This is a genomic window from Ureibacillus sp. GCM10028918, assembly GCF_042666115.1.
Lineage (GTDB): Bacteria > Bacillota > Bacilli > Bacillales_A > Planococcaceae > Ureibacillus.
Map to the genome: position 1 here is coordinate 146969 of NZ_JBHTFK010000041.1, position 25384 is coordinate 172352.

The window sequence follows — 25384 nt, forward strand, 5'->3', positions numbered from 1 at the left end:
CCGTCAATCCTTTCTGCGATTGATATCTCGGTGGGTAATTGCTGTTTGATAGCTATTGCTAAATAGTTTCCCATAGTGTTCGGCTAACGTGACAGAGCGATGCTGTCCGCCTGTACAACCAAAAGCAATTACCAGCTGGGATTTCCCCTCATGGATATATTGTGGAATCATAAATTTAAATAAATCCGTTAGTTTTACGATTAATTCTTGAGCTTCCTCTTGCGCTAATACATAGGAAGAAACTTCTTCCTGGAGGCCCGTTTTTGGTCGCAATTCTTCCACGTAGTAGGGATTTGTAATAAAACGAACATCAAAAACAAGATCCGCATCAATCGGAATACCATTTTTATAACCGAAAGACATCACATTGATTGAAAACTTTGGGCTTGCAGCGTTAGAAAACTCCTTACCTATACGTTCTCTCAATTGCCTTGGCTTCAATTTAGATGTGTTGTATACAAATTTTGCTCTCCCCTTCAACTCGCTTAGCAATTCCCTTTCCTTCTGGATTCCCTCAAGTGGGGCTCCTTGCGGGGCAAGCGGGTGCGAGCGGCGGGTTTCTTTATATCGCTGAACAAGCGATTCATTATCTGCATCTAAAAATAAAACACGTGTATTAACATATGCTTCTTTCTCCAATATATCTAGGGCATCGATAAGGGAGTCAAAAAATTCTCCCCCGCGCATATCCATTACAGCTGCAATTTGAGTAATATTACGTTCCGATTCCTTCATTAATGCTAAAAACGTTGTTAATAAGGCAGGCGGCAAATTATCAATGCAATAATATCCTAGATCCTCAAAGCTCTGAACAGCAACTGTTTTTCCAGCTCCAGACATCCCTGTAATAATCACTATCTCATGTGTAAATTCTTGAATATTACCCATGTGATCATCTCCCTTTTTAAGTCTCTTTTGAAGATTGAAACCTTTCATCTATTAATTCATAATCTGTTGTATAGGTAAATGTACCATATTGTACACCTTCATCTAATGCAGCAAATAATAAGTTATTGCGATCTCCTTCAGCCATTGGCAGTTTACGCAACGCTTCGATTGGATGCCATTCCAAGACGCCTTCTCTTGTTTCCTTAAACTGCTCTCCTACTGTCCCATATGAAACAAATGTATAGAGCATCCACTCATCTACGGTCTTTTCACCATCTTTGATAATCATCGTGTAGACACCTTTTAAATGGGGATTGGTTGGCTTTAAATTTGTCTCTTCCCAGAATTCTCTTTGTGCCGCTTCATAGATTGATTCTCCACTTTCCATCTTTCCTCCTGGAGCCACATACCAACCTCTTCTAGGTTTTTGGAGAAGCAGAACCTTCCCATCTTGAATTGCTAATAAATTTGCTATCCGTTGCATGACAACCACCTCAAATCATTTGTTACCCTATATTACGTATTATACCTTATGAAATAGTCATTCGCGTAATCGGAAAGTCTGATTTACTTTTTGTTTACTTGAATGAATTGAAATGGTTCATAAAGAAGGAAATTAATTGGGCTTTACTAATAAAGATTCTAAATTTTTATGCCTTAGGTGAGCGGGCTAAGCACACAAGCCGCTGAGCCACCTTGTGTCTCAACGACTTGTCTCTGTGCTTATGTTAAGGCCCGCTCACATAAGTTACCAATTCTAAAGTTTCCGTATTTATTACGCAGCTTACGCGGTAGGCTGCGGTTTCTTTATTTGGACAACTTTCTGTATATAAAAGTTAAAAAACATTTCAACATTTATAATTAAAGCAAGAAATTGCTATGAGGAAATGTGATTTAGAGTTTTCTTATAAAGATTCTAATTTAGTATTATTAGGTGATTGGGCTAAGGGGCCAACACGATGTTGGTCATGGGAGCGATGTCACATGGACGTGACGTTCTCGCTCCCCACACATGCAGCACGAGCCACCTTGTGTCTCAACGACTTGTCTCTGTGCTTATGTTAGGGCCCGCTCACATAAGTGAAAACAACTTTCTTTAAACTTACTTGAAATTCAATTTGTACAAATATTCATCTTACACAAATTCAATTTCATATTAATTTACCCACAACAAAAAAAGTTGCTTCCTTATGTTGATGGAAGCAACTAAAAACTAAAAAGGGGGGTAAAACTTATACCCCTATTATAGCGATTGTTTGTTTCAATGAGGTTACAAAAGAATTAAAAGCATATTAATTCTGCTTGATTTTTTCAGTTAATTCTTCTACATAATGCTGAGCTGTTTGAGCCGCAATACTTCCATCACCTGTTGCCGTAACGATTTGACGAAGCATTTTTTCGCGAACATCCCCAGCAGCAAAGATACCTTTAACTGAAGTTTCCATTTTATCGTTTGTCACGATATAGCCATGTTCATTTAAAATACCCAGGTTTTTAAATGGCGCTGTTAATGGATCCATTCCGATATAGACAAATACACCGTCCGTTTGGAAATCCTGCTCACTGCCATCAACCGTTGAAACAAGTGTGACACTGCCAACTTTTCCATCTTTTTCGTTAATTTCTTTCAGTGTATGATTCCAGATGAAATCAACTTTTTCATTTGCAAAGGCACGATCTTGCAGAATTTTTTGAGCGCGGAGCTTATCACGACGGTGAACAATCGTTACTTTATCGGCAAATCGAGTTAAATACACGCCTTCTTCTACGGCAGAATCTCCACCACCCACAACAACTAGGTGTTTTTGTTTGAAGAATGCACCGTCACAAACTGCACAGTAACTTACGCCGCGTCCACCAAGTTCTTTTTCTCCTGGAATCCCCATTTTTTTATACTCTGCACCAGTTGTCACAATGATCGAACGTGTTTTGTATTCTTTTGAACCCGCTTTAATTACTTTATATTCTTCGCCATCAATAATTTCGGCTACATCGCCATAGGCATATTCTGCACCGAATTTTTTGGCATGCTCGAACATTTTAGTAGAAAGCTCAGGCCCTAAAATCGTTTCGAATCCAGGATAGTTCTCAACTTCCTCGGTATTGGCCATTTGTCCGCCAGGAATACCGCGCTCGATCATTAAAGTAGCTAAATTGGCACGTGAAGCATATACTGCTGCCGTCATCCCTGCAGGACCTGCACCGATTATAATTACATCATAAATTTTTTCTTCAGCCATACAAAAAGCCTCCCTATCGAAAAAGCGCTTAGTTCATTCGCTTTTATCATCTTGAATATAACTCTATTAAAGTTTTTCTACTTCTTTTATTATCGTAGGACAATCCGATAGTAACTTCAACTTTATTGCTTACTAATCAAACGGAAGATATGTGATTAACTCTTCAACATACTTCGTTAACGTTGCAGCAGATATGCCAAATTTTTGTGCATAATGCTTTTTTGTCACCTTATTGCTGTTGATTGTCGAGAAGAACATATACTCTACTGCTGCAGCTAAAGCTTTAATATTTTTAAAATGATATTCATCTTTTAGTGCCCGTTCACTTAATACAAACCACATCTGGAATAAATATTGAACTTCTGTTGTAATGGTTGGGATGCTTTTATACAGTTCCTCAGCCACTTCCATTGAACGAACAAAATGTTTTTCCATTTCATTTTCCTCATCAAATTGATGACCTAAAGCATATGCCAAGCAAAGTTTTTCAACGGCACTATATTGGGCAAGATCAATAATCTTAGGATGTGCAATAATTTCTTGCTTATAAGCAGACTTACTTAGCAGGAAAAACCCGAACATGCGATGTGTACTATATTTACTGGTAATTTTCTCGATGATGAACTCGCGGCTATTTTCTAAAGATTCCTCGTCGGTTTCTTTTTCCGCATCCAGCCAGGGTTCAAAACCATCCTTTGTAGGGTCCATGTCCACAAGAATTTTCCATGCTTTCTTTCCTTCTTCTACATGTCCGCTAAAATATGCGGCTTGCGCCAACCAAAAGTAGAAGCCTGTATCTCCGGCAAAACCTTTTCGCTTCATGCTGTGAAGCCACTTATAAGCCAGTTCATACTCACCGATTAAAGCAAATGTCGCCCCAAGCTTATAGCGGTTTTCCCAATCATACGGGTTGATTTTCTTCAGCATATCGACAATTTGGGATAAATCTTGTTCATCCTTCTCATAGTATGCAATGACTGCTAAATTGCAGATTGCATGCAGGTTGCCTAGATTTTCACGAAGCACATGATGCAATAATGCTTTTGCTTGTTCTGCATCCTCCATATAAAAATACGCTAACGCCAAATTATTGTAGGCTGGCCATAAATCTGCAAACTTTTCTATTAATTGCTCTAAAAGTTCAATTGCTTCAGTAAATTGACCGTTTTCCATCAAGCGACGTGCTTTTTCTTGCGCGGCGAGCTTTTCAGAATCTTCTTCATCAAGTGGTTCATCTTCATCCTCTTCAAATTGAACAAATTCAATGATTTCTTCCGCTTCTTCTACATACATTCCATCTGGTTCCATCTTGATGTACATTTCTGCATATTTCTGGGCATCACGAACCATCCCGATGCAACCTGAAACTTCCGCCAAAAAAAAGACATGCTCTGGTTCACTTGGCTCTAAACTGTAGGCAGTATGGATTAACTCATAAGCCTTCTCAAAATTTTGAGCTTCCATTTCCAATATGCCAAACTGCATAAGCACATGAGCATCATCGGGGCTAAGTTCAGCAGCTCGTTTCATATATTTATACGCTTTGTCCATTTGGTCTTTATCCATGGCTTTGAGCGCTTTATTAAAATAATAGTCACCGTTTGGAATAAACGATACAACATTATTCAGTTTTTCTTTTTGACGTTGATTTTCCAAAGTACATCCTCCGAACTAAATTCATTACACCTTGGCGTAATTATATTGCTTCGTTATACCAAAAAGTGGCTGAAACAAAGCAAAAGGAACGTATAATACGTTCCTTAGACAATTAACCTTATTATAACATAATTACGTCATACGTCATTATTTAAGAATTGCTATACTACTAAATCATCCCCGTTTTACTCTAAGAAAACAGATTCCTATTATTTAGTATTTTTACTCTTATCATCGTGTCTTGATTTTAAAACTTCCAGTACATCATACACATTCACTTTTTGCTCTTGCAGCAGCACTAATAAGTGGTAAAGTAAATCGGCTGATTCCCATTTCACTTCTTCGGCATCGCGGTTTTTCGCACCAATTACCACTTCTGTTGCCTCTTCGCCAACCTTTTTACAAATTTTATCGATCCCTTTTTCAAATAAATATGTAGTATAGGCACCTTCCGGCATATCGATTTCACGCTGGCGGATAATATTGACTAACTGCGGAAGAATGTCCACTGACCCAACGCTTGTCTTTTCTACAAGTAAATTTGTAAAGCAAGTAGTCGTTCCATTATGGCATGCAGGACCTGCCGGCAAGACCTCAACGACTAATGCATCCTGGTCGCAATCCGATTTAATCGAAACCACCTTTTGGATATTTCCGCTAGTTTCCCCTTTATGCCATAGCTCTTGTCTTGAGCGGGAGTAAAACCAGGTTTCTCCTGTTTCGATTGTTTTTTGGAGAGATTCTTCATTCATATAAGCCACAGTTAAAACTTCCTTCGACTGTGCATCTTGTACAACTGCTGTAATTAATCCTTTGTCATCGAACTTTAACCCTTCAATCATCTGACCCAAACCCCTTTTTCGCGTAGTACTGATTTTACTTCAGCTACACTTGTTTCTTTATAGTGGAAAATTGATGCTGCTAGTGCGGCATCCGCATCAACATCTTGCAAGACTTCGACAAAATGCTCTGCGTTCCCGGCACCTCCGCTTGCTATGACAGGTACAGTTACTGCATCACGAACTGCCTTTGTTAAGGCTAAATCAAAGCCGGTTTTTTCACCGTCTTGATTCATGCTTGTTAATAATATTTCGCCTGCACCAAGTCGTACTGCTTCTTTGGCCCATTCTACAGCTTGCCACTCTGTTTTGTTGCGGCCGCCATGGGTATAGACCATCCATGTTCCGTCTTCCTCCGAGAATCTTGCATCAATCGCCACCACGATACATTGAGCACCAAAGAAATCCGATCCTTCTTTGATTAATTGGGGTCGTTCCAATGCGGAAGTATTGACAGATACTTTGTCTGCACCAGCACGCAGTATTCGTTTCATATCCTCTAATGTGCGGATACCTCCACCAACCGTAAATGGAATCGCAAGGCTAGATGCTGTTTTTCGGACGACATCGACCATTGTTTCACGACCTTCGTGTGATGCTGATATATCCAGAAATACTAGTTCATCGGCACCTTGCTCATCGTAAAATTTTGCTAGTTCGACAGGATCTCCGGCATCACGCAGCTCCACAAATTGTATGCCTTTTACAACACGTCCCTCTTTTACATCAAGGCAGGGGATAATTCGTTTTGTCAGCATATTTGCACCCCCACACCTTTTAACCATTGTTCAAGCAGGAAAACACCAAATTCCCCTGACTTTTCAGGATGGAACTGCATCCCGCAAACATTATCCGCTTGTACTACACCCGGAACTTCCGTTTCAAAATAGTCTGCACAGGCTGCAAGCTGTTCGCGATTTATATTTGCTGCATAAAATGAATGCACGAAATAAACATACTTGCTTTCCGGTAAAGATTGATCTTCCAACCATTTAGGCAAGCACTTGAATTCTAATGTATTCCAGCCCATATGTGGAACGCGATATTTTGTCCCATTCGATGATTCACCTGAAAATCTTGTGATTTTTCCATTAAAGAATCCAAAGCCTCTCGTTGGTGTCACTTCTTCACTTTCCTCAAAAAGCAATTGCATCCCTAAGCAAATTCCCAAAAGCTGTTTATTGGCATCCACTTGTTCACGTATGAAAACATCTAAACCTGTTTCAGCCAGGCGTTTCATCGCATCTGGAAAAGCACCGACCCCCGGTAGGATCAGGGCATCAGTTGCTGCCAGTTCTTGAGGATTTGACGAGACGGTCACATCACAATTCAGTCTTTTTAACGCTTGCTCTACGCTAAATAAATTGCCCATTCCATAATCGATTACCCCAATTCTCATGTCAACAATCCTTTCGTTGACGGTACGCCTTTCACACGAGGATCGATTTGTACCGCATCATCAATTGCTCTTGCCAATGCTTTAAAAATAGCCTCAATAATATGATGTGTATTATGGCCATAAGGAACGATTACGTGCACATTCATGCGTGCTTCCAATGCGAATTTCCATAAAAATTCATGGACCAGCTCTGTATCAAATGTTCCGACTTTATCTTTTAGAACAGGCTCTACTCGATACTCTAAATGGGGTCTGTTCGAACAATCGATCACCACTTGCGCTAGTGCATCATCCATTGGCACAAAGGCGTTTCCATAGCGTTTGATGCCTTTTTTATCACCAAGTGCTTCACGAATGACCTGCCCCAAAACAATGCCGATATCTTCTGTCGTATGATGATCATCGATATGTGTATCCCCATCTGCAATGATTTTGCCGTCAAATAAACCATGCTTGATAAATAAATCCAGCATATGGTCCATAAAAGGGACGCCTGTTTGTACTTCTGCATTTCCAGTGCCATCTAAATTTAATTCAACTGCAATTTTTGTTTCATTGGTAGTTCGTTCTATTTTCGCAACTCGTAATTTTTGTTCTGTCATATTAGTTATCTCCTTTAGCCCAACCTCGGGATTCTACTGCACGGGCATGCCCTTCCAGCCCTTCCATTCTTGCAAGACGTGCAATTTTCGGTGCATTTTCTTTCCACGTTTTTTCACTATAGTAAACTACGCTTGTCCGTTTGATAAAGTCATCCACATTCAAGCCACTTGCAAAACGTGCTGTACTATTTGTGGGCAGCACATGGTTTGTTCCCGCAAAGTAATCACCCACTGGCTCAGAACTATAACGCCCGATAAAAATCGCCCCTGCATGACGAATTTTTAATGAATCCTCTTCCGCATTCGCCGTAACAACTTCCAAATGCTCTGGAGCTAATGAGTCGACAGCCTGTATTGCCTGCTCGAGATTTTGTGCCAGATAGATTTGACCAAAGTTTTCGATTGATTTTCGTGCAATCGCTTCTTTTGGTAATTCTCTTAACTGCTTTTCAACCTCTTCTGCCACGTCTTGCGCTAATCTTTCACTCGTTGTGATGAGTACTGCACAAGCCAAGGCATCATGCTCAGCCTGAGATAATAAATCGGCTGCAATTTCATCGGCATAAGCTGTTTCATCAGCCAATACGGCAATTTCACTAGGTCCAGCAATCATATCAATCGCCACTTCACCAAATACTTCCCGTTTCGCTAATGCGACAAAAATGTTTCCAGGACCTGTGATTTTATCCACCGGTGAAATTGTTTCTGTTCCATAGGCCAAGGCTGCAATCGCCTGTGCTCCACCAACTTTGTAAATCTCATTGATTCCTAAAATTGAAGCAGCGACTAGAACCGCATCCGGGAGCTTCCCATCCTTTCCAGCTGGAGAGGTAATGACAATTCGGTCAACTCCTGCGACTTGGGCAGGAATCACATTCATCAGAACGGAAGAAGGGTATGCTGCTAACCCGCCAGGCACATACAAGCCTACTGCATCTAATGGGACGATTCTTTGTGCAAGCCAAGAACCATTGTCTAAAGGCAACTTGTACCCATCCCGTTTTTGCGCCTCATGATAATAGCGAATATTGGCTGCTGCTGCTTCCAGATCCTGCTTTAGCTGAGGGTCAAAGTTTAGCACCGCTTGTTCCATCTCGGCTTGTGTTACGCGGAAGTCATCCAATCGAATGCCATCCCACATTTCACTATATTTCCGAAGGGCTTCATCACCATTTTCACGAACATCCTGAAGCACCTGCCGAACAGTTTTTAATTGCTCTTCGTTTCCACCTTCAAGCTGTCTCTTTAAAGATATTGTGTTCGTTAATTTTGTAATTTTCACAACTAGCCCTTCTTCCTAACTGACAATTTTTTTCAGACGAGATACTAATTCCTGAATACGCGCACTTTTCATTCGATAACTAACTGGATTTGCAATCAGCCTGGAGGATACATCTGTAATATGCTCGTATTCCACAAGGCCGTTCTCTTTTAACGTCCTTCCGGTAGAGACGATATCGACAATTCGATCTGCTAATCCAATCATCGGTGCAAGCTCAATGGAACCGTTCAATTCAATGATTTCTACTTGCTCCCCGATTTCCTTATAATAATTCATCGCAATATTGGGATACTTCGTTGCAATACGTGGTGCAATTTCATTCATCGTTGTATTCGGCAAACCTGCTGATGCTATGTAGCATTGACTTATTTTCAAATCCAACAGTTCATGTACATTTCGGCGCAATTCCAATAATGTATCCTTACCCGCAATTCCGAGATCTGCTACGCCGTGTTCCACATAAACTGGTACATCTGTTGGTTTGGCTAATATAAAACGAATTTGTTCTTCCGGTATTTCAATCATGAGTTTACGAGACATTTCAACTTCTTCAGGCAAGTTGAATCCCGCATCGATCAGCATCTGATATGCTTCTTCAAAGATTCGTCCCTTTGGCATGGCAATTGTTAAGTGGCTCATTTTGCTGCATCCTCCTGGCTGACATACACGATGTTGTCGAAGTGTTTTGTAAATGCCTCTTCATCAACTAACCCTTTACGCGACTGAAGTGTAACGCGTTTTCCTTCTTCTCTATAAGAATGGGCCGTTTCCAATGCTTTGGCAAATAGCTCTTCTTCAAAAATCAAGCCGATAGTTTGAACAGAAGAACCTTGTGATGGGACAACCTCCAAAAGTCGATCTACACGGATTCCGAAGCCCGTTGCTCCAACTTCATTTCCAAAATGCTGTAATAATCCATCGTATCGGCCTCCATTCCCTAATGCAAAGCCACTTCCTTCAGCAAACACTTCGAAAAGCATCCCCGTGTAGTAACTCATATGACTTGATAATGTAAAATCCAGTGCAACATATTGCGATAGATCTGCAATTTCGATTAGCTCCATTAGCTGCTGCATATATTCTAGTGCGTCATTTTTGCGTACATATTTTTCAATGTCCCGTATCGTTACAAAATTTGTCGCTTCGCTAATGAATTGCAGTAAAGCATCTGATTTCGTTTTAGGTAAATTGAAGCTTTCAACGGCTTCTTCAAAGCCAACATAATTGCGTTCGACTAATAGTGTTCTAAGTGTATCGGCTTGTTCTTTACTTTCTGTGTAATCTTTTAAAATACAATTTAGTACACCTGCATGTCCAATCGTGATTTTAAAGGAATCAATTCCAAAAGCTTGAATCAAATGAATTGCTGTTACAATCACCTCTGCATCAGCAAAAACTGTTCCATCACCGATGATTTCAATACCCATCTGCCCAAACTCCGCGGGGCGTCCTCCTTCTGTTTGCTGAGCACGGAAGACATTCGCAAAATAAGATAGACGCAAAGGAATTTTTTCCTTTAGTAATTTTGAAGTAGCAACACGTGCAATCGGTGTTGTCATATCCGGGCGAAGCACTAACGTATTGCCCTGGCTATCTACCAATTTAAACAACGAAGCATCATAAATCGCGGATGCTTTCCCTACCGTATCAAAGTATTCCAGGCTAGGTGTTTGAATAAATTCAAATCCGCGAGCACGTAGAAATTCTCGTCCTATTTGACGAATTTCCTCTGTTTTTTCATATGTGATTGGGAATGTATCACGCATTCCTAATGGCTTTTCAAACATTTTTATCGATGACATCATAACACTTCCTATCATTCTTACTTTAGTACACTAGAGAATTAGAGAACTGATATATTAAAGTAATTCTATCGAACATCATTCAATTCGTCAATCCATTGATTCTGCTATTTTCATTAAATATTATAAAGATTATGATTTCTTTCATTATACCTTTTATTGATTAATAGAAAAACATGTGGAAGAGAAAGTGATGGATTGTGAGGAACTAGGAATGTTAAGTAAGATTGCTTTAGTAGGAGGTGCGTGATTTTCCTGTTGTTTGATTGCTTTACGTGTGGATTTATTCTGTTTACGTGCGAGTTTGATTGTTTTTCGTGCGACTTTACCCTATTTACGGGCGGGTTTGACTGCTTTACGTGCGACTCCACTCTTTACGTGCGAGTTTGATTGTTTTTCGTGCGACTTCACCCTACTTACGGGCGAGTTTGACTGCTTTACGTGCGACTCCACTCTTTACGTGCGAGTTTAATTGTTTTACGTGCGACTTCACCCTGTTTACGGGTGAGTTTGACTACTTTACGTGCGACTCCACTCTTTACGTGCGAGTTTGATTGTTTTACGTGCGACTTTACCCTGTTTACGGGCGAGTTTGACTGCTTTACGTGCGACTCCACTCAATTTACGTGCGAACTAAACTCAACAAAAAAAGAATCTAAAAGTACTTTACCTACTTTTAGATTCCTGACTTTTTTCTTTCGGCCATTTGCTCGGCTGTGTAAATAATTCGCATCGGATTGCCTCCAACCATACTGCCGGCAGGGACATCCTTATGGACCAGGGTTGCTGCAGAAACGATTGCCCCGTCTCCTATTTCAACACCAGGCAAGATGGTGGAATTGGCACCGATCATCACTTCGCTGCCAATCTTCACATCACCTAAACGATATTCTTCAATTAAATATTCATGGGCTAATATCGTCGTGTTATAGCCGATAATGGTATTATTTCCGATGGTGATTCTTTCGGGATACATAGAATCAGGCATCACCATCAAGGCAAGGGATGTCTTTTCACCAATTTTCATATGTAAAAACGTACGATAAATCCAATTTTTCATATTCATAAATGGCGTAATTCGGCCAAGCTGAATAAAAATAAAGCACTTCATTACTTTCCAGAATGACACTGTTTGATAGACTTTCCATAATGAGTTTGCACCTTGAACAGGATATCGTTCCGTCCTTCTCATCCGATTAAGACTCCTTCACAATTGTTAATAGGTCAGACATATGCTGCAAGATATAGTCTGGTTTAAATTGTCTTAAGTACTCCTCACCTTTGATGGACCATGCAACTCCCGCTGTTTTCACGCCTGCATTTTTCCCTGCTTCAATATCATGATAATTATCTCCAATCATCATGACATCTTCTTTTTTTACACCTAATTTTTCGATGGCTAAAAGGACAGGCTCTGGATCAGGCTTTACATTTTTCACACTGTCCACACCAACCCAAAATTCAAAAAAATGTTTTGCTCCCATTAGATCTAACCCTTTTTCAATCGTATCGCGTCGCTTGGTTGATACGATTGCTAAACGGATTCCTTGCATTTTAAGCTTTTCTAATGTGGACACTACTCCATCGTATTCTGTCACTAATGTGTCATGATTGGCATAATTCCATTGTCGATATTTCTCAATCATGTCTTCTACTTCGTTTGGTGTTATTTGTTCAAAGGTTTCTTTTAATGACGGACCAATGAAATCCATGCAATCTTTTGGCGAATATTGCCCAGGAAATCGTTCTTCCAACACATTCATAAATGTTTGGATAATCAAATCATTGGTATTTAATAATGTTCCATCAAAATCAAACAGCAAAGCTTTCATGCTAATTTGCAACTCCTTTATCTCTTTACGAGCTCCAATTAATTGCTTACTTTTTTTTCGATTTATTTTTAGAATTTTTTTTTGCTTTAGTGTTGGCAATTTTCTCTTCATCAAGATAACGAACAACAGGGCGAACCTTCATTCTTCTGTAAACAATGAAAATAATACCTAAAACAATTGCCAAAATCGATACGACTTGGGCAGAACGTAATTCCCCAATTAGATATAAACTGTCTGTTCTCATACCCTCGATATAGAAACGACCGATTGAATACCAGATCATGTAACTGAAGAAAATTTCTCCGCGATGCAAGTTTACTTTTCGTAAAGAAAGTAGAATGATCAGACCAACAACATTCCACATTGATTCATATAAGAAGGTTGGATGAACATATGTCCCAAGGTCTTCAATATACATCTGTTCAATTATCCAATTTGGAATCATTAAATTCTCCAAAAACTCACGGGCAACTGGTCCACCGTAAGCTTCCTGGTTCATAAAGTTGCCCCATCGCCCAATAATTTGACCAATTAAAAGACTCGGTGCAAGAATATCTGCAACCTTTAAAAAACTAAAGCCTTTTTTCTTGCAGAAAATATAAGCAGTAATCACAGCACCAATTAAAGCACCATGAATCGCTATACCGCCATTCCAAATTTGAATAATTTTCTCAGGATTAGCTCCATAATACTCCCATTTCATTGAAACATAATAGATGCGAGCACTTATAATGGAGATTGGAATCGCCCAAATCAACAGATCCGCTAAAAAATCTTCAGGCAATCCTCTTTTAACTGCCTCTCTTTGTCCTACAAAATAGGCTAGTACAATTCCAAAAGCAATTAAGATTCCGTACCATCTTACTTCAATGCTCCCCAGCGAAAAAGCAACAGGGTTTATTGCAAGTAATAGTTGTTCCATTTAAATACTCCTCTCATTTAAAGCAACCTTCCTAAAAAACGGTTAGTAGTCATCCATTTCATCTTGAATGGCGATGACCTCATCTAATCTTCTAGAAAATTCTTGTGCCGCGTTCACACCCATTTTTTTCAATCGGTAATTCATGGCTGCTACTTCTATAATTACAGATACATTTCGCCCTGGCTGAACAGGGATTGTCAATTTGGTAATATCTGTATCAATTATTGTCATTTTCTCTTCATCTAAACCTAATCGGTCATAGGTTTTATCCGGATCCCAGTTTTCCAGCTCAATAATTAATGTAATTCGTTTTGTTGGACGAATTGCACTCGCTCCAAATAAAGTCATAATATCAATAATCCCGATACCTCGGATTTCTAATAGATGCTCTAAAAGAGGTGGTGGACTGCCTATTATTAAGTCTTCTGTTTCTTGGCGGATTTCCACACAATCATCAGCGACCAGTCGGTGTCCCTTTTTGATAAGCTCCAGCGCTGTCTCACTTTTACCTACACCGCTCTTCCCGATAATTAAAACACCTATTCCATATACATCGACCAGAACACCATGGACAGCTGCAGTTGGCGCTAATTCACTTTCAAGGAAGTTGGTTAGTCTACTTGAAAAGCTTGACGTTTTCATGGTAGTTGTTAAAACGGGTACATCATTTTCATTGGATGCAGTGATTAACTCGGCTGGCACTTCCAATCCTCTTGAAACGACGATAGCAGGCGTTTCATGTGAACAAAGCTTCAGCATTCGTTCCTTTTTTAATTCTGTCGGGAGCATTTCAAAAAAAGATAATTCAGTTTTTCCGATTAATTGAACTCGGTCTGCAGGATAATGCGTAAAATAGCCCGCCATTTCAAGTCCTGGTCTGGAAATATCGCTCGTTGTAACATAACGGCCAATTCCTTCATGCCCACTTACTAACGTTAAATTAAATTTTTCTATGACTTCTTTTGTCGTTACTTGAATACTCATTACCCCCTACCAATTTCTGATACAAACTATTGACATATAGTACCTATTTTAGCATGTAACGAATGGATTGTATTTAAATTAATCTTTCTTAACATAAGAAAAGCAGATGAGAAGTGCAATGCAGGGATAGAAAGGTGGATGGCTGCAATGTTTAGATACTGCCAAAACAAGAAAAAAAGCCTGTATGTTGATGTATAACTTATCATCAACATACAGGCTTTAGCTCTTATACTATCTTCTTCATTACTAAGGAAACATTAAACTGGGCTGACGCCATGCTTGCGCTCCGTGAATGTGAGTTCCTTCGTTTTGTAAGCATCTAAACGCAGCTCCAGCGTTTTGCGCAGCTCGTTCGGTTCTATGACATCGTCGATAATCAATTCCGATGCCAGGCGGTACACATCAATTTCTCTTCGGTATTCTTCACGCTGCTGTTCAATAAATGCTACCTGCTCCTCTTTTGGCAGTGCTGCTATTTTGTTGGCATAAACAGCGTTCACAGCAGCTTCCGGCCCCATTACCGCGATTTGAGCGCCTGTTAATGCAATACATACGTCCGGTTCAAATGCCGGACCGGCCATTGCATAAAGACCTGCTCCATATGCCTTGCGGACAATAACCGTAATTTTCGGCACTGTCGCTTCACTCATCGCAAAAATCATTTTCGCACCGTGGCGAATAATGCCCATCTTCTCTACCTGAGTACCAATCATGAATCCAGGCACATCTGCCAGGAAAATCAGCGGAATATGGAATGCATCACATAGGCTGATAAACTTTGCAGCCTTGTCTGCCGAATCATGGAACAGTACGCCGCCTTTAACCCGAGGCTGATTGGCAATAATGCCGACAGACTGGCCATTGATGCGGGCAAAGCCGGTGATGATTTCAGCTGCGAACAGCTTCTTCACTTCACAAAATGAATCTTCATCGATTATCCGGTTAATCAAGTCGAACATATTGAACGCCGCATTCTGATTGGCAGGGATAATCTCCTCAATCGACTTTTCAAACGTCGAAGGTAGTTTTGGCTCCTCTACCTTTGGCTTGTTTTTAAAATTATCCGGGAAATAGCTAATGTATTTTCTAGCGTAAGCAATTGCCTCTTCCTCCGATTTTGCCAGAACATCGCCACAGCCTGAAATCGAACAGTGCATTTTTGCGCCGCCCATCGTTTCAAGATCGACTTTTTCACCGATGACCATCTCGGCCATTCGAGGCGAGCCTAAGTACATGGAAGCATTTCCTTCTACCATGACAACAACATCGCAAAAAGCAGGAATATACGCACCACCCGCTGCAGAAGGGCCAAATAACAGGCAAATTTGTGGAATGCGACCGGACATTTTTACCTGATTATAGAAAATACGGCCTGCTCCTCTTCGACCTGGAAACATTTCCAACTGATCCGTGATTCGGGCACCAGCCGAGTCCACCAAATAAAAGAGGGGTACGCCTAATTTTTCAGCCGTTTCTTGAATACGTATGATTTTCTCAACCGTCCGCTTCCCCCATGAACCCGCTTTGACTGTTGAATCATTTGCCATTACACACACAGTCCGTCCGTGTATTTTCCCGATACCTGTGACGACGCCATCTGCAGGTAGGTCGCCTGCAAGTACATTGGCAAACGTTCCATCCTCGGTCATTAACCCCTCATCAAATAGTAGCTCCAGACGCTCGCGAACAAATAATTTCCCCTGTTCCTTATTCTTCTTGTGATATTTTTCATGACCGCCTTTTAACACGGTATCCTTCATTTCCTGATAGTTTTTATCAGCTGTCAATTTTGTCATTTCTCCCATCCCCCTTTATTTGCCATGATAGAGCGGTAAGCGTTTTTCTTGAAAAGCTTTTAACCCTTCCTGCCGGTCTTCCGTATTAAGTAATCGGCTATAAGCTAATGATTCAATTTGTAGTCCGGTAGTAATATCCGTCTGCATCCCTTGATTGATGGCAGTCTTTGCTTGAATGAGTGAAAGAGGCGCATTTTTCCCTATTTCCCTTGCCAAATCCATTGCCTGTTTAAGCAAGTCCTGTGGTTCCACAATGTGCTCAATCATTCCATAATGATATGCTTCCTCTGCTGACAATCGACGAGCTGTATAAATTAACTCCTTTGCCTTCCCTATACCAATAAGACGCGGAAGACGCTGTGTCCCTCCTGCACCTGGAATGATGCCTAGTGCAGTTTCGGTCAACCCAAGTTTTGCCGTCCTGCTAGCCAACCTTATATCACACGCAAGTGCAAGCTCAAGACCGCCGCCAAATGCGACACCGTTGATTGCAGCTATTACCGGTTGAGCAAGTGCTTCGAAATGATTCACAGTTTGACCGATTAATGCAATGGTTTTGCGAGTTTCTTCCTCATTCATTCCTTTGCGTTCCTTTAGGTCTGCACCGGCACAGAAAGCCTTTTCTCCGTCTCCTGTAACAATAACAGCGCGGATGGAACGGTCATAGTGAATCTCTTCTAGCACTTCATTGATTTCATGCAGCATCTGAACTGATAATGCATTGGCTGCCTCACTTCTTGTAAGCATGACAACTGCAACCCCATCTTCTACCTCTACCGTTACGAAATTTGGCACGATTCTTCCTCCCCTCGTGCAATAGCCACCAGCTTTGATGAAAGTTTTTTACCGACGATTCCTTCTATATAGAGGGCTGTTTTCTGGATTTTTTCCAGGTTGACCCCTGTCGCGATACCCATCTCATGCAATAAATACAGTAGATCCTCTGTTGCCACATTGCCCGATGCCCCCTTTGCATACGGGCAGCCACCCAGTCCACCAATGGCACTATCAAATTTCGTAATCCCATGTGCTAAACTTGTCATGACATTTGCTAATGCGGTTCCTCGTGTATCATGAAAATGCATTGCCAGACTTTCTGCCTTAAAATGGCGCAGCATTTCGCTTAGCAGAGCATCCAGCTGTGTCGGTACACCAACGCCAATTGTATCTCCAAGGGAAATTTCTGAAATGCCCATATCAAACAGTTTTTCCGCCACGTATACAACCTGCTCAGGTTTTGTATAGCCATCATAAGGACAAGCAATGACAGTGGAAATATAGCCCCTTACCGTTTTACCAGCTGCTAAAGCGCCATCAACGACTTCTTTTAGTACTGGAAATGTCTCGTCAATCGATTTATTGATATTCGATTTGTTATGCCCCTCACTTGCCGACATAAAGACACTAACTTCATCCACGTCTGCTTGAAGCGCTCCCTCCAGCCCCTTGCTGTTCGGTACAAGCGCAGCGTAAGTAATATCGTTGTTTCGCTTAATTTCCTTTAGCAACTCTACAGCGTCTGCCAATTGCGGAATCCATTTCGGATGTACGAAGCTCGTCACTTCAATATAATTTAGCCCCGCGTCACTTAACCGATTAACAAGCTCGATTTTGTCATCAGTCGGAATAAACTTCATTTCATTTTGCAATCCATCACGTGGTCCTACTTCTTTTATTTGCACTTGCTTCGGCAGCTGCATGAACAACACTCCCTTATTCGATTTCGATAAGATCGTCGTCTACGTTAATAAAATCACCTTCCGCAACAATAATCCTTTTAACTGTACCTGCCTCTTCTGCAGCAATTGGAATCTCCATTTTCATGGACTCTAAAATAACAACGTCCTGATCAGCTGCCACTTGCTCACCTTCTGATACCAAAATCTTCCATACTGTCCCTGCCATACTTGCTTTTACTATTGTCATATATTATCCCTCCGCGTAAAATAGAATGCGAGAGAAGCGGCACGTAGTAGATGTGTTCTCGCCAAAGTTCAATCATTCGCGCCTCTTCTCGTCTTATTTACCGACTGTACTTGCCTTTGGCAAATAATATTCCTCTACAAACTTCGTCGTTGTCACGCCTGACAGGAATTGCTCATGAGTAACGCTTTGCAACAACATTGGAATGTTTGTTTGAATACCTTCGACTACATAGTTCCTTAAGGCATCAGCCAGTCTTGCACATGCTTCCTCTCGCGTCTCTCCGAATACTACTAGTTTCGCAATCATTGGATCATAGAATGGTGTAACATCGCTTCCGGTTTCCACTGCTATCTCATGTCGAATTCCTTCGCCCTCGGGTAATACAAGTTTCGTAATTTTTCCTGGTGATGGGAAGAATGTCACTGGGTGTTCTGCATAAATACGCACCTCGATTGCATGGCCCTTTTTCTGGATGTTTTCTCTTGAGAAAGCAAGCATCTCACCATTTGCTACCTTCAGCTGTTGCTCTACGAGATCGAGCCCCGTAATTTCTTCTGTTACCGGATGCTCCACCTGCAGCCTTGTGTTCATCTCAAGGAAGTAGAAGTTTTGCTCTCGGTCTACTAGAAACTCAATCGTCCCTGCATTTGTATAGCCGATATGCATTGCCGCATCTACTGCTGCATCAAGCATTTTCTTACGCGTTTCTTCTGATATAAATGGCGAGGGAGCTTCTTCTACCACCTTCTGATTGCGCCTCTGGATGGAGCATTCACGCTCGAATATCGGTACAACATTTCCATGTGCATCAGCTAGCACCTGTACTTCGATATGGTGCGGTTCCGCAATGAATTTTTCGATAAACATTGTGCCATCTCCGAAGAAGCTTTGTGCACGTTTTTGATTGCCTTCAAAGGCCTTAAGCAGCTCTTCTTCATTGTTCACTAGCTGCATCCCAATTCCGCCGCCTCCTGCAGAAGCCTTCAGCATAACAGGATAGCCAATTTCCTGTGCTATTTTCGCCGCTTCTACCGTGTCTGCAATTGGTTCATTGACACCCTGCACAATTGGCACCCCAGCCTGTTGCATCGTTTTACGGGCTTCTAGCTTGCTGCCCATCATTTGAATAACCTCTGACTTTGGCCCGATGAACGTCAACCCTGCTTCTTCCACGCTTTTTGCAAAGGCTGCATTTTCGGATAATAATCCGTATCCTGGGTGTACTGCATCGGCACCAGTTTGCTTTGCTACATCTAAGATGGCGTCTATTTTCAAATAGCTTTGGGCTACAGGCGGTTTGCCGATACAGAAGCTTTCTGTTGCCTCTTTTACATGAAGGCTGATCGCATCAGCCTCAGAGTAGATTGCTACTGTATCGATGCCTAATCTTTTGCAAGTTCTTATGATGCGTCTTGCAATTTCGCCTCGATTAGCAATGAGTATTTTTTTGAACATAATCCAACCTCCCTATTGCAATGTTTTGACGAAGCCTTTGAACTGTTCGCGAAGTTTAAACTTTTGTATTTTGCCTGATGCCGTCATTGGATAGCTGTCGATGAAAAGGATATAACGGGGAATCTTGTGCCTTGATATTTTCCCAGTGCAAAACTCCTTTATTTCCTCTTCCGTTGCTATCTGTCCTTCTTTCAGGATAATCCATGCTACTGCTTCTTCGCCGTACTTCTCATCCGGTACCCCTGTCACCTGCACATCCAGAACTTTTGGGTGTTGGTAAAGGAATTCTTCAATTTCGCGAGGGTAGATGTTTTCTCCACCACGAATAATCATATCCTTCAGTCGGCCTGTCACTCGAACATATCCATTTTCGTCCATTGTGCCAAGGTCGCCGGTATGAAGCCAGTTGTCAGTATCGATTGCTTCTTCCGTTGCTGCAGGGTTATTATAATAACCTTTCATGACAACGTATCCTCGAGCACAGATTTCTCCTTGTTCTCCTCTGGGAAGCTCCTCGTTTGTACCAGGCTTTACAATTTTCACTTCCACATTCGGTAAAGCGCGGCCAACTGTCTCTACTTTGAGATCCAGTGGGTCATCAGCTCTTGTCTGTGTAATCACTGGCGATGACTCAGTTTGACCATAGCAAATTGTCACATCTTTCATACCCAATGTGTTGATAACGCCTCTCATCACTTCAATTGGACAATTGGAACCTGCCATGACGCCTGTTCGCAATGTCGATAAGTCAAATTCCTTAATATTTGGTAAATTCAGCTCACTGATAAACATCGTTGGTACTCCATGAAGAGCGGTACACTTTTCTTTTTCAACCGTCCTTAGTACTTCCTCTGGATGGAATTCTTGTACAGGTACCATTGTCCCTCCCGCCGAAACGATTGCCAATGTTCCTATAACGCAGCCAAAACAATGGAAAAACGGTACAGGGATACATAGGCGGTCTTCATGAGTCAGCTTCATGCACTCTGCAATATTAATCGCGTTATTGATCAGATTGGAATGCCTGAGCATCACACCTTTTGGAAAACCAGTCGTCCCTGATGTATATTGAATATTAATGACATCATCATATGTTAAAGATTGTTTGCGCTCTTTTAGCTGTTCATCGGAAACCTTGCTGCCATTCGCCAGGAATTCTTCGTAGCTGAACGTTCCAGGATATTTCTTATCACTTATGACCACTACTGTTTTTAAAAGTGGCAGGCGGACACTATGCAAATGACCAGGCTGACAGTCTTTCAATTCTGGACACAATTCATATAATGTATCGATAAATGAATGATCCCGATATTGGTCGATTAATATAATGGCCCTTGAATCAGATTGCTTGAGTAAAAACTCCAATTCACTTGCACGATAATTCGTATTAACCGTTACAAGCGGTGCACCCATCTTGCCGGACCCGAACTGCAGTCCTGGCCATTGATGTACATTCGTTGTCCATACCGAAAAATGATGTCCTTTTTCCAGTCCAATCGCCATTAGTGCTTTCGCAACTAAATCACTGTGCTTGTTGAACTGGGTATATGTCATTCGGAGATTCTGGTCCGTATAAACTAATGCCTCCCGGTCTGGAAACTGAGCGCACTTTTCTTCCAATAACTCGCCAATCGTTTGATAAACCAAATTTGCCATTCGCATGCCTCCCCATTTTTATTTGTCAAAGAACTAACAGCCCAATAGTCGTGAAATGACAACACGCTGGATTTCTGATGTCCCTTCCCCGATTTCCATCAATTTGATATCGCGTAAATGACGTTCTACATCGTATTCCGCCATATAACCTGAACCGCCATGGATTTGAATTGCTTGGTTACACGTACGGAAGCCCATCTCCGAGGCAAACAGCTTTGCGTAAGCTGCCTCTTTTTTGAACGGCTTGCCCTGGTCCTTCAACCATGCTGCCTTCATTACCATATTGCGAGCGAGCTCGATTTCCATCGCCATATCTGCCAATTTGAACTGGATGGCCTGTAATTTAGAGATTGATTTCCCAAATTGCACGCGTTCTTTAGAATATTGCAGCGCTTTCTCGAAAGCGGACTGAGCAATCCCGACAGATAATGCAGCAATTGAAATACGTCCGCCATCCAACGTATTTAAGAACTGACCGAACCCTTTCTTTTCATCTCCGAGTACATTTTCTCTTGGTACACGTACGTTTTCCATAATAATTTCACAAGTATTTGATGCACGAACACCCATTTTTTTATAGTCAGAACGGATTGTTACACCTGGTGTGTCGGTTGGAACAATGATAGCGGTAATAATGTTTTTACCTCGCTCATCCGTACCGGTTACTGCTGTCACCACAACCTGGCGTGCATAGCTGGCATTGGTAATCCAGCATTTCTCACCGTTAATAACCCATTCATCACCATCGAGGGTAGCTTTTGTCCTTGTGCCCCCTGCATCTGATCCCGCATTCGGTTCTGTCAATCCAAACGAGCCAAGAGTCTTGCCTTGAGCCATTGGAACGAGGTATTCTTGTTTTTGCTCTTCTGTTCCGAAATTATAAAAAGGTGTTGCTCCCAGGCTGACAGCCGCTGCATAGCTCAAGCCCGTACCTCCGCATGCACGACCGATTTCTTCTACGGCTAATGCGTAGGAAATTGTGTCTCCTCCAGAGCCGCCGTATTCCTCAGGAAACGGGATACCGAATAAACCTAGTTCCGCCATTTTATCAAAGCTTTCTTTTCTAAATTCATGCTTCTCATCCAACTCACGTGCATAAGGAGCAATCTCCTCCTGAGCAAAATCTTTGACCATATCGCGAACCATTTGCTGTTCTTTTGTTAGTTCAAAATTCATTCATAAAACCCCCTCTAGTTTTGATTCATTCGATTGATACCGACTAGTCGGTTTGTATGTGATTATTAAAAAACCAGGCTGCATTGACTGGCTAATCTCTTATACCTAACATGACGTATTTTTTCTCTTCCGCTTCTAAAGTACCTTGATCCGTTAAAATTCCTCTTAAAATCAAATCGTTAAAATGAAGTGTAATTTGCTCCATTGTCAGGCTACCGTTCTGCCGGTACCATTTATATGTCCAGTTCACCAATCCTATGATGGCCATAGTCGTAATTGTAGTAGAAATCTCAGGTCGAAAATGACCACTCTTTTTCCCATCCTCGATTACCTGCTCAATTAGCTTTCGGTATTCTGTTCGTTTTTCCTTGATGATTGCTTTAAATTCAGGAGGTAAATAGGCACTTTCATCATAAAAGACGGTAATATGCCGCTGATAGACATCAAATACATTTGTAAACGCATACAACATAGCACACACTTGATCGATTGGTGTTTCATTTTGGTCATATGCTTTTTTTGTTTCTTTTATGACATGAGAAATGAATATATCATGTATTTCGTATAACAAAGCATCCTTGGATTTAAACTTATGATAAAATCCACCTTTGGATGTTCCAGCTGTTTCAACAATTTCATCTACCGACACGCCGTGATAACCCTTGTGCCGGAATAGATCCAGTGCCGATTCAATAATTCTTTCCTTCAATGATTGCATGACCAACGTTTTCTCGCCCCCCATCAATCACCCCTTAGACGCCACGTCATTATTTCTAGCGAAAATACACATATTCTCTACATTTTGTAGAATACTGCTATTTTGAATATAGCAAACTTGCAATCTGGAATCTAGTGAATTTTCACAAATAACGTCAAAAAATTCCTTTTTCTCTGCCTCAAGCATAGTTTTTCAGATTTTCACTGATAATAAAATCTGCCTCGGTTTTCTCTTTTATTTCCTCGACCGAGACACCCGATGCTGTTTCAATAAGCAACATGCCTTCATCCGTAAAGTCAAACACAGCTAGGTCTGTAATAAGACGGTGGACGACCCGTTTTCCAGTCAAAGGCAACGTACATTCTTTTTTTATCTTGGATTCCCCATATTTTGAAACATGTTCCATAATAACAATCACTCGTTTTGCCCCTTGCACTAAATCCATTGCTCCGCCCATGCCTTTAACCATTTTGCCCGGGATCATCCAGTTCGCCAAATCCCCTTCTTGGGAAACTTCCATTCCTCCTAAAATTGCTACATCGATATGAGCCCCTCGAATCATGGCAAAACTTTCTGCACTATCAAAGAAAGATGCGCCAGGTACAGCCGTTACCGTCTCTTTTCCTGCATTGATTAAATCGGGATCCACCTCATTTTCGTATGGATATGGGCCTATCCCTAACAGTCCATTTTCCGATTGAAGCAATACTTGGTAATCACTAGGTATTTCATTAGCTACTAATGTCGGCATACCGATTCCGAGATTGACATTCATGCCGTTTTCAATTTCTTGTACTGCGCGTTTGACAATTCGCATCTTTGCAGTCGTCATCCAATCGTCTCCTCCACTCTTGTCGTACGTTTCTCGATTTTCTTTTCGTAGGATTCCCCTAAAATCACATGTTGTACAAATAATGCCGGAGTATGAATCGCATCTGGATCCAGTTCGCCTACTTCAACGATTTCTTCTACCTCTGCAATCGTAATTTTTCCTGCTGTCGCCATAATCGGGTTGAAATTACGAGCTGTTTTTCGGTATACGAGGTTTCCAAGTTTGTCGGCCTTCCAAGCTTTCACAAAAGCATAATCGCCGATAATTGCACGTTCCTCTATATATTCTTTGCCATCGAATTCCTTAACCGGCTTGCCTTCTGCAATTTGGGTTCCTACTCCAGTAGCTGTATAGAACGCTGGAATGCCGGCCCCACCTGCTCGGATACGCTCTGCCAGTGTACCTTGTGGTGTCAGCTCTACTTCAAGCTCTCCACTTAAATATTGCTGCTCAAAAATTTTATTTTCTCCTACATAGGAAGCGATCATTTTTTTGATTTGCTTGTTGGCAAGCAACAATCCTAAGCCCCAATCATCAATGCCACAGTTATTACTTACAACTGTCAGATCCCTTACTCCTTTTTGGCGGATAGCATTGATTGCAGTCTCCGGAATACCACAAAGCCCAAAGCCTCCCACTAGAATAGTAGCTCCATCCTCCATCTCACCAACTATTTCGCGTATACTTTTTTCTACTTTAAGCACAAAATACCTCCTTAAGGTTATTTTACAACTATTATAAACATATGATTTTGAACTAGTAAACTAATATATTCTAAATTTTAGTACTATTAAAACAATTGATAGATTTATCGTATTAAGTTGAATAGTCCTTCTCGACCAGTAAAACGACTTTTTTTATTGTGGGCGTCTTCCTAATCTATGAGTTCGAAATCCACTTTTATTCATATTGGTTAAATTGTTTTGGAAAACAAAAAAAGACAAAGCCACTGTAAAATGACTTTGCCTTTTTTAAATTGATTAATCGGTTTATTTTTGTTCAGCTAACCAAGCCGCTGCAGCTTCTGCTTCTTCACCTTGCAGTAAGCCACCTGGCATTCCACCCTGACCATTTACGATAACATCATGAATTTCATCTTCAGAAAGACGACCACCTACATCTGCTAACGAAGGTGCATTACCCATACCTTCCAAGTTACCGCCATGACATGAGATACAAGTTGATTTAACGAGGCCCTCACCTTGTCCAGCATCTGCGCCACCAGCAGTATCACCTGTATCTGTTGCTTCGTCTGTTGCCTTATCTTCCGTAGCTGTGTCAGTAGCTGTATCTGTTGCTTCATCGTCACCGCCGCCACATGCAGCCAGGAATAACGCTGAACCGAAAATTAGTGCTAACATTGCTTTTTTCATTTTTGA

General features: G+C 41.3%; 26 protein-coding genes. All 26 read right to left on the minus strand.

Features of this window, described 5'->3' with window-relative positions:
• Positions 1 to 3: 3 nt before the first annotated feature.
• Positions 4 to 888, minus strand: a complete 885-nt coding sequence (gene rapZ / locus ACFQU5_RS19950) for an RNase adapter RapZ (protein WP_390291951.1) — start codon at positions 886 to 888, stop codon at positions 4 to 6.
• Between the two features lie 16 nt (positions 889 to 904).
• On the minus strand, positions 905 to 1372 hold the full coding sequence (locus tag ACFQU5_RS19955; protein WP_390291953.1) for an NUDIX domain-containing protein: 468 nt from the start codon (positions 1370 to 1372) through the stop codon (positions 905 to 907).
• Positions 1373 to 2180: 808 nt separating this feature from the next.
• Positions 2181 to 3128, minus strand: a complete 948-nt coding sequence (trxB, locus tag ACFQU5_RS19960; protein WP_390291955.1) for a thioredoxin-disulfide reductase — start codon at positions 3126 to 3128, stop codon at positions 2181 to 2183.
• Positions 3129 to 3260: 132 nt separating this feature from the next.
• Positions 3261 to 4784: a tetratricopeptide repeat protein gene (locus tag ACFQU5_RS19965; RefSeq protein ID WP_390291957.1), complete on the minus strand. Its 1524-nt coding sequence runs from the start codon at positions 4782 to 4784 to the stop codon at positions 3261 to 3263.
• A 209-nt stretch (positions 4785 to 4993) separates the two neighbouring features.
• Positions 4994 to 5626, minus strand: coding sequence for a bifunctional phosphoribosyl-AMP cyclohydrolase/phosphoribosyl-ATP diphosphatase HisIE (gene hisIE / locus ACFQU5_RS19970; protein ID WP_390291959.1), 633 nt, complete (start codon positions 5624 to 5626; stop codon positions 4994 to 4996).
• Complete coding sequence (gene hisF, locus ACFQU5_RS19975; RefSeq protein ID WP_390291962.1) at positions 5623 to 6381, minus strand: imidazole glycerol phosphate synthase subunit HisF; 759 nt, start codon at positions 6379 to 6381, stop codon at positions 5623 to 5625. The genes hisIE and hisF overlap by 4 nt, the downstream gene beginning before the upstream one ends.
• A complete protein-coding gene (hisH, locus tag ACFQU5_RS19980) occupies positions 6375 to 7022 on the minus strand; it encodes an imidazole glycerol phosphate synthase subunit HisH (protein WP_390291964.1) in 648 nt (215 codons plus the stop codon). Before hisH ends, hisF begins: the two co-directional genes overlap by 7 nt.
• On the minus strand, positions 7019 to 7624 hold the full coding sequence (gene hisB / locus ACFQU5_RS19985; RefSeq protein ID WP_390291965.1) for an imidazoleglycerol-phosphate dehydratase HisB: 606 nt from the start codon (positions 7622 to 7624) through the stop codon (positions 7019 to 7021). Before hisB ends, hisH begins: the two co-directional genes overlap by 4 nt.
• Position 7625: 1 nt before the next feature.
• The gene (gene hisD / locus ACFQU5_RS19990; RefSeq protein ID WP_390291967.1) at positions 7626 to 8906 is read right to left on the minus strand and encodes a histidinol dehydrogenase; all 1281 of its coding nucleotides are present in this window, start codon (positions 8904 to 8906) and stop codon (positions 7626 to 7628) included.
• Between the two features lie 15 nt (positions 8907 to 8921).
• The gene (gene hisG, locus ACFQU5_RS19995; protein ID WP_390291969.1) at positions 8922 to 9545 is read right to left on the minus strand and encodes an ATP phosphoribosyltransferase; all 624 of its coding nucleotides are present in this window, start codon (positions 9543 to 9545) and stop codon (positions 8922 to 8924) included.
• Positions 9542 to 10708, minus strand: a complete 1167-nt coding sequence (locus ACFQU5_RS20000) for an ATP phosphoribosyltransferase regulatory subunit (RefSeq protein WP_390291971.1) — start codon at positions 10706 to 10708, stop codon at positions 9542 to 9544. Before ACFQU5_RS20000 ends, hisG begins: the two co-directional genes overlap by 4 nt.
• Positions 10709 to 11384: 676 nt before the next feature.
• Positions 11385 to 11900 (minus strand): acyltransferase, encoded by a 516-nt coding sequence (locus ACFQU5_RS20005; protein ID WP_390291973.1) that lies wholly within the window; start codon positions 11898 to 11900, stop codon positions 11385 to 11387.
• 4 nt (positions 11901 to 11904) lie between these two features.
• Positions 11905 to 12546, minus strand: coding sequence for a pyrophosphatase PpaX (gene ppaX, locus ACFQU5_RS20010; protein WP_390292085.1), 642 nt, complete (start codon positions 12544 to 12546; stop codon positions 11905 to 11907).
• Between the two features lie 40 nt (positions 12547 to 12586).
• Complete coding sequence (gene lgt, locus ACFQU5_RS20015) at positions 12587 to 13462, minus strand: prolipoprotein diacylglyceryl transferase (RefSeq protein ID WP_390291975.1); 876 nt, start codon at positions 13460 to 13462, stop codon at positions 12587 to 12589.
• 42 nt (positions 13463 to 13504) lie between these two features.
• Positions 13505 to 14446 carry an HPr(Ser) kinase/phosphatase gene (gene hprK, locus ACFQU5_RS20020; RefSeq protein WP_390291977.1) on the minus strand — a complete coding sequence of 314 codons (942 nt, stop codon included), beginning with the start codon at positions 14444 to 14446 and terminating at the stop codon, positions 13505 to 13507.
• A 257-nt stretch (positions 14447 to 14703) separates the two neighbouring features.
• Positions 14704 to 16242: an acyl-CoA carboxylase subunit beta gene (locus ACFQU5_RS20025; protein ID WP_390291979.1), complete on the minus strand. Its 1539-nt coding sequence runs from the start codon at positions 16240 to 16242 to the stop codon at positions 14704 to 14706.
• A 15-nt stretch (positions 16243 to 16257) separates the two neighbouring features.
• Positions 16258 to 17037 carry an enoyl-CoA hydratase gene (locus tag ACFQU5_RS20030; protein ID WP_390291981.1) on the minus strand — a complete coding sequence of 260 codons (780 nt, stop codon included), beginning with the start codon at positions 17035 to 17037 and terminating at the stop codon, positions 16258 to 16260.
• A complete protein-coding gene (locus tag ACFQU5_RS20035) occupies positions 17022 to 17942 on the minus strand; it encodes a hydroxymethylglutaryl-CoA lyase (RefSeq protein ID WP_390291983.1) in 921 nt (306 codons plus the stop codon). The genes ACFQU5_RS20030 and ACFQU5_RS20035 overlap by 16 nt, the downstream gene beginning before the upstream one ends.
• 13 nt (positions 17943 to 17955) lie before the next feature.
• Positions 17956 to 18168 carry an acetyl-CoA carboxylase biotin carboxyl carrier protein subunit gene (locus tag ACFQU5_RS20040; RefSeq protein ID WP_390291984.1) on the minus strand — a complete coding sequence of 71 codons (213 nt, stop codon included), beginning with the start codon at positions 18166 to 18168 and terminating at the stop codon, positions 17956 to 17958.
• A gap of 93 nt (positions 18169 to 18261) precedes the next feature.
• Positions 18262 to 19623, minus strand: a complete 1362-nt coding sequence (locus tag ACFQU5_RS20045; protein WP_390291985.1) for an acetyl-CoA carboxylase biotin carboxylase subunit — start codon at positions 19621 to 19623, stop codon at positions 18262 to 18264.
• 12 nt (positions 19624 to 19635) lie between these two features.
• Positions 19636 to 21279 (minus strand): AMP-binding protein, encoded by a 1644-nt coding sequence (locus tag ACFQU5_RS20050; protein WP_390291986.1) that lies wholly within the window; start codon positions 21277 to 21279, stop codon positions 19636 to 19638.
• Between the two features lie 33 nt (positions 21280 to 21312).
• Positions 21313 to 22455: an acyl-CoA dehydrogenase family protein gene (locus ACFQU5_RS20055; protein WP_390291988.1), complete on the minus strand. Its 1143-nt coding sequence runs from the start codon at positions 22453 to 22455 to the stop codon at positions 21313 to 21315.
• 91 nt (positions 22456 to 22546) lie between these two features.
• Entirely contained in the window at positions 22547 to 23197 is a 651-nt protein-coding gene (locus ACFQU5_RS20060; RefSeq protein ID WP_390291990.1) for a TetR/AcrR family transcriptional regulator, read from the minus strand.
• 154 nt (positions 23198 to 23351) lie between these two features.
• A complete protein-coding gene (locus ACFQU5_RS20065; RefSeq protein WP_390291993.1) occupies positions 23352 to 24005 on the minus strand; it encodes a CoA transferase subunit B in 654 nt (217 codons plus the stop codon).
• On the minus strand, positions 24002 to 24709 hold the full coding sequence (locus ACFQU5_RS20070) for a CoA transferase subunit A (RefSeq protein ID WP_390291995.1): 708 nt from the start codon (positions 24707 to 24709) through the stop codon (positions 24002 to 24004). Before ACFQU5_RS20070 ends, ACFQU5_RS20065 begins: the two co-directional genes overlap by 4 nt.
• Before the next feature lie 285 nt (positions 24710 to 24994).
• Positions 24995 to 25378 carry a cytochrome c551 gene (cccB, locus tag ACFQU5_RS20075; protein WP_390291997.1) on the minus strand — a complete coding sequence of 128 codons (384 nt, stop codon included), beginning with the start codon at positions 25376 to 25378 and terminating at the stop codon, positions 24995 to 24997.
• Between the last annotated feature and the right edge of the window lie 6 nt (positions 25379 to 25384).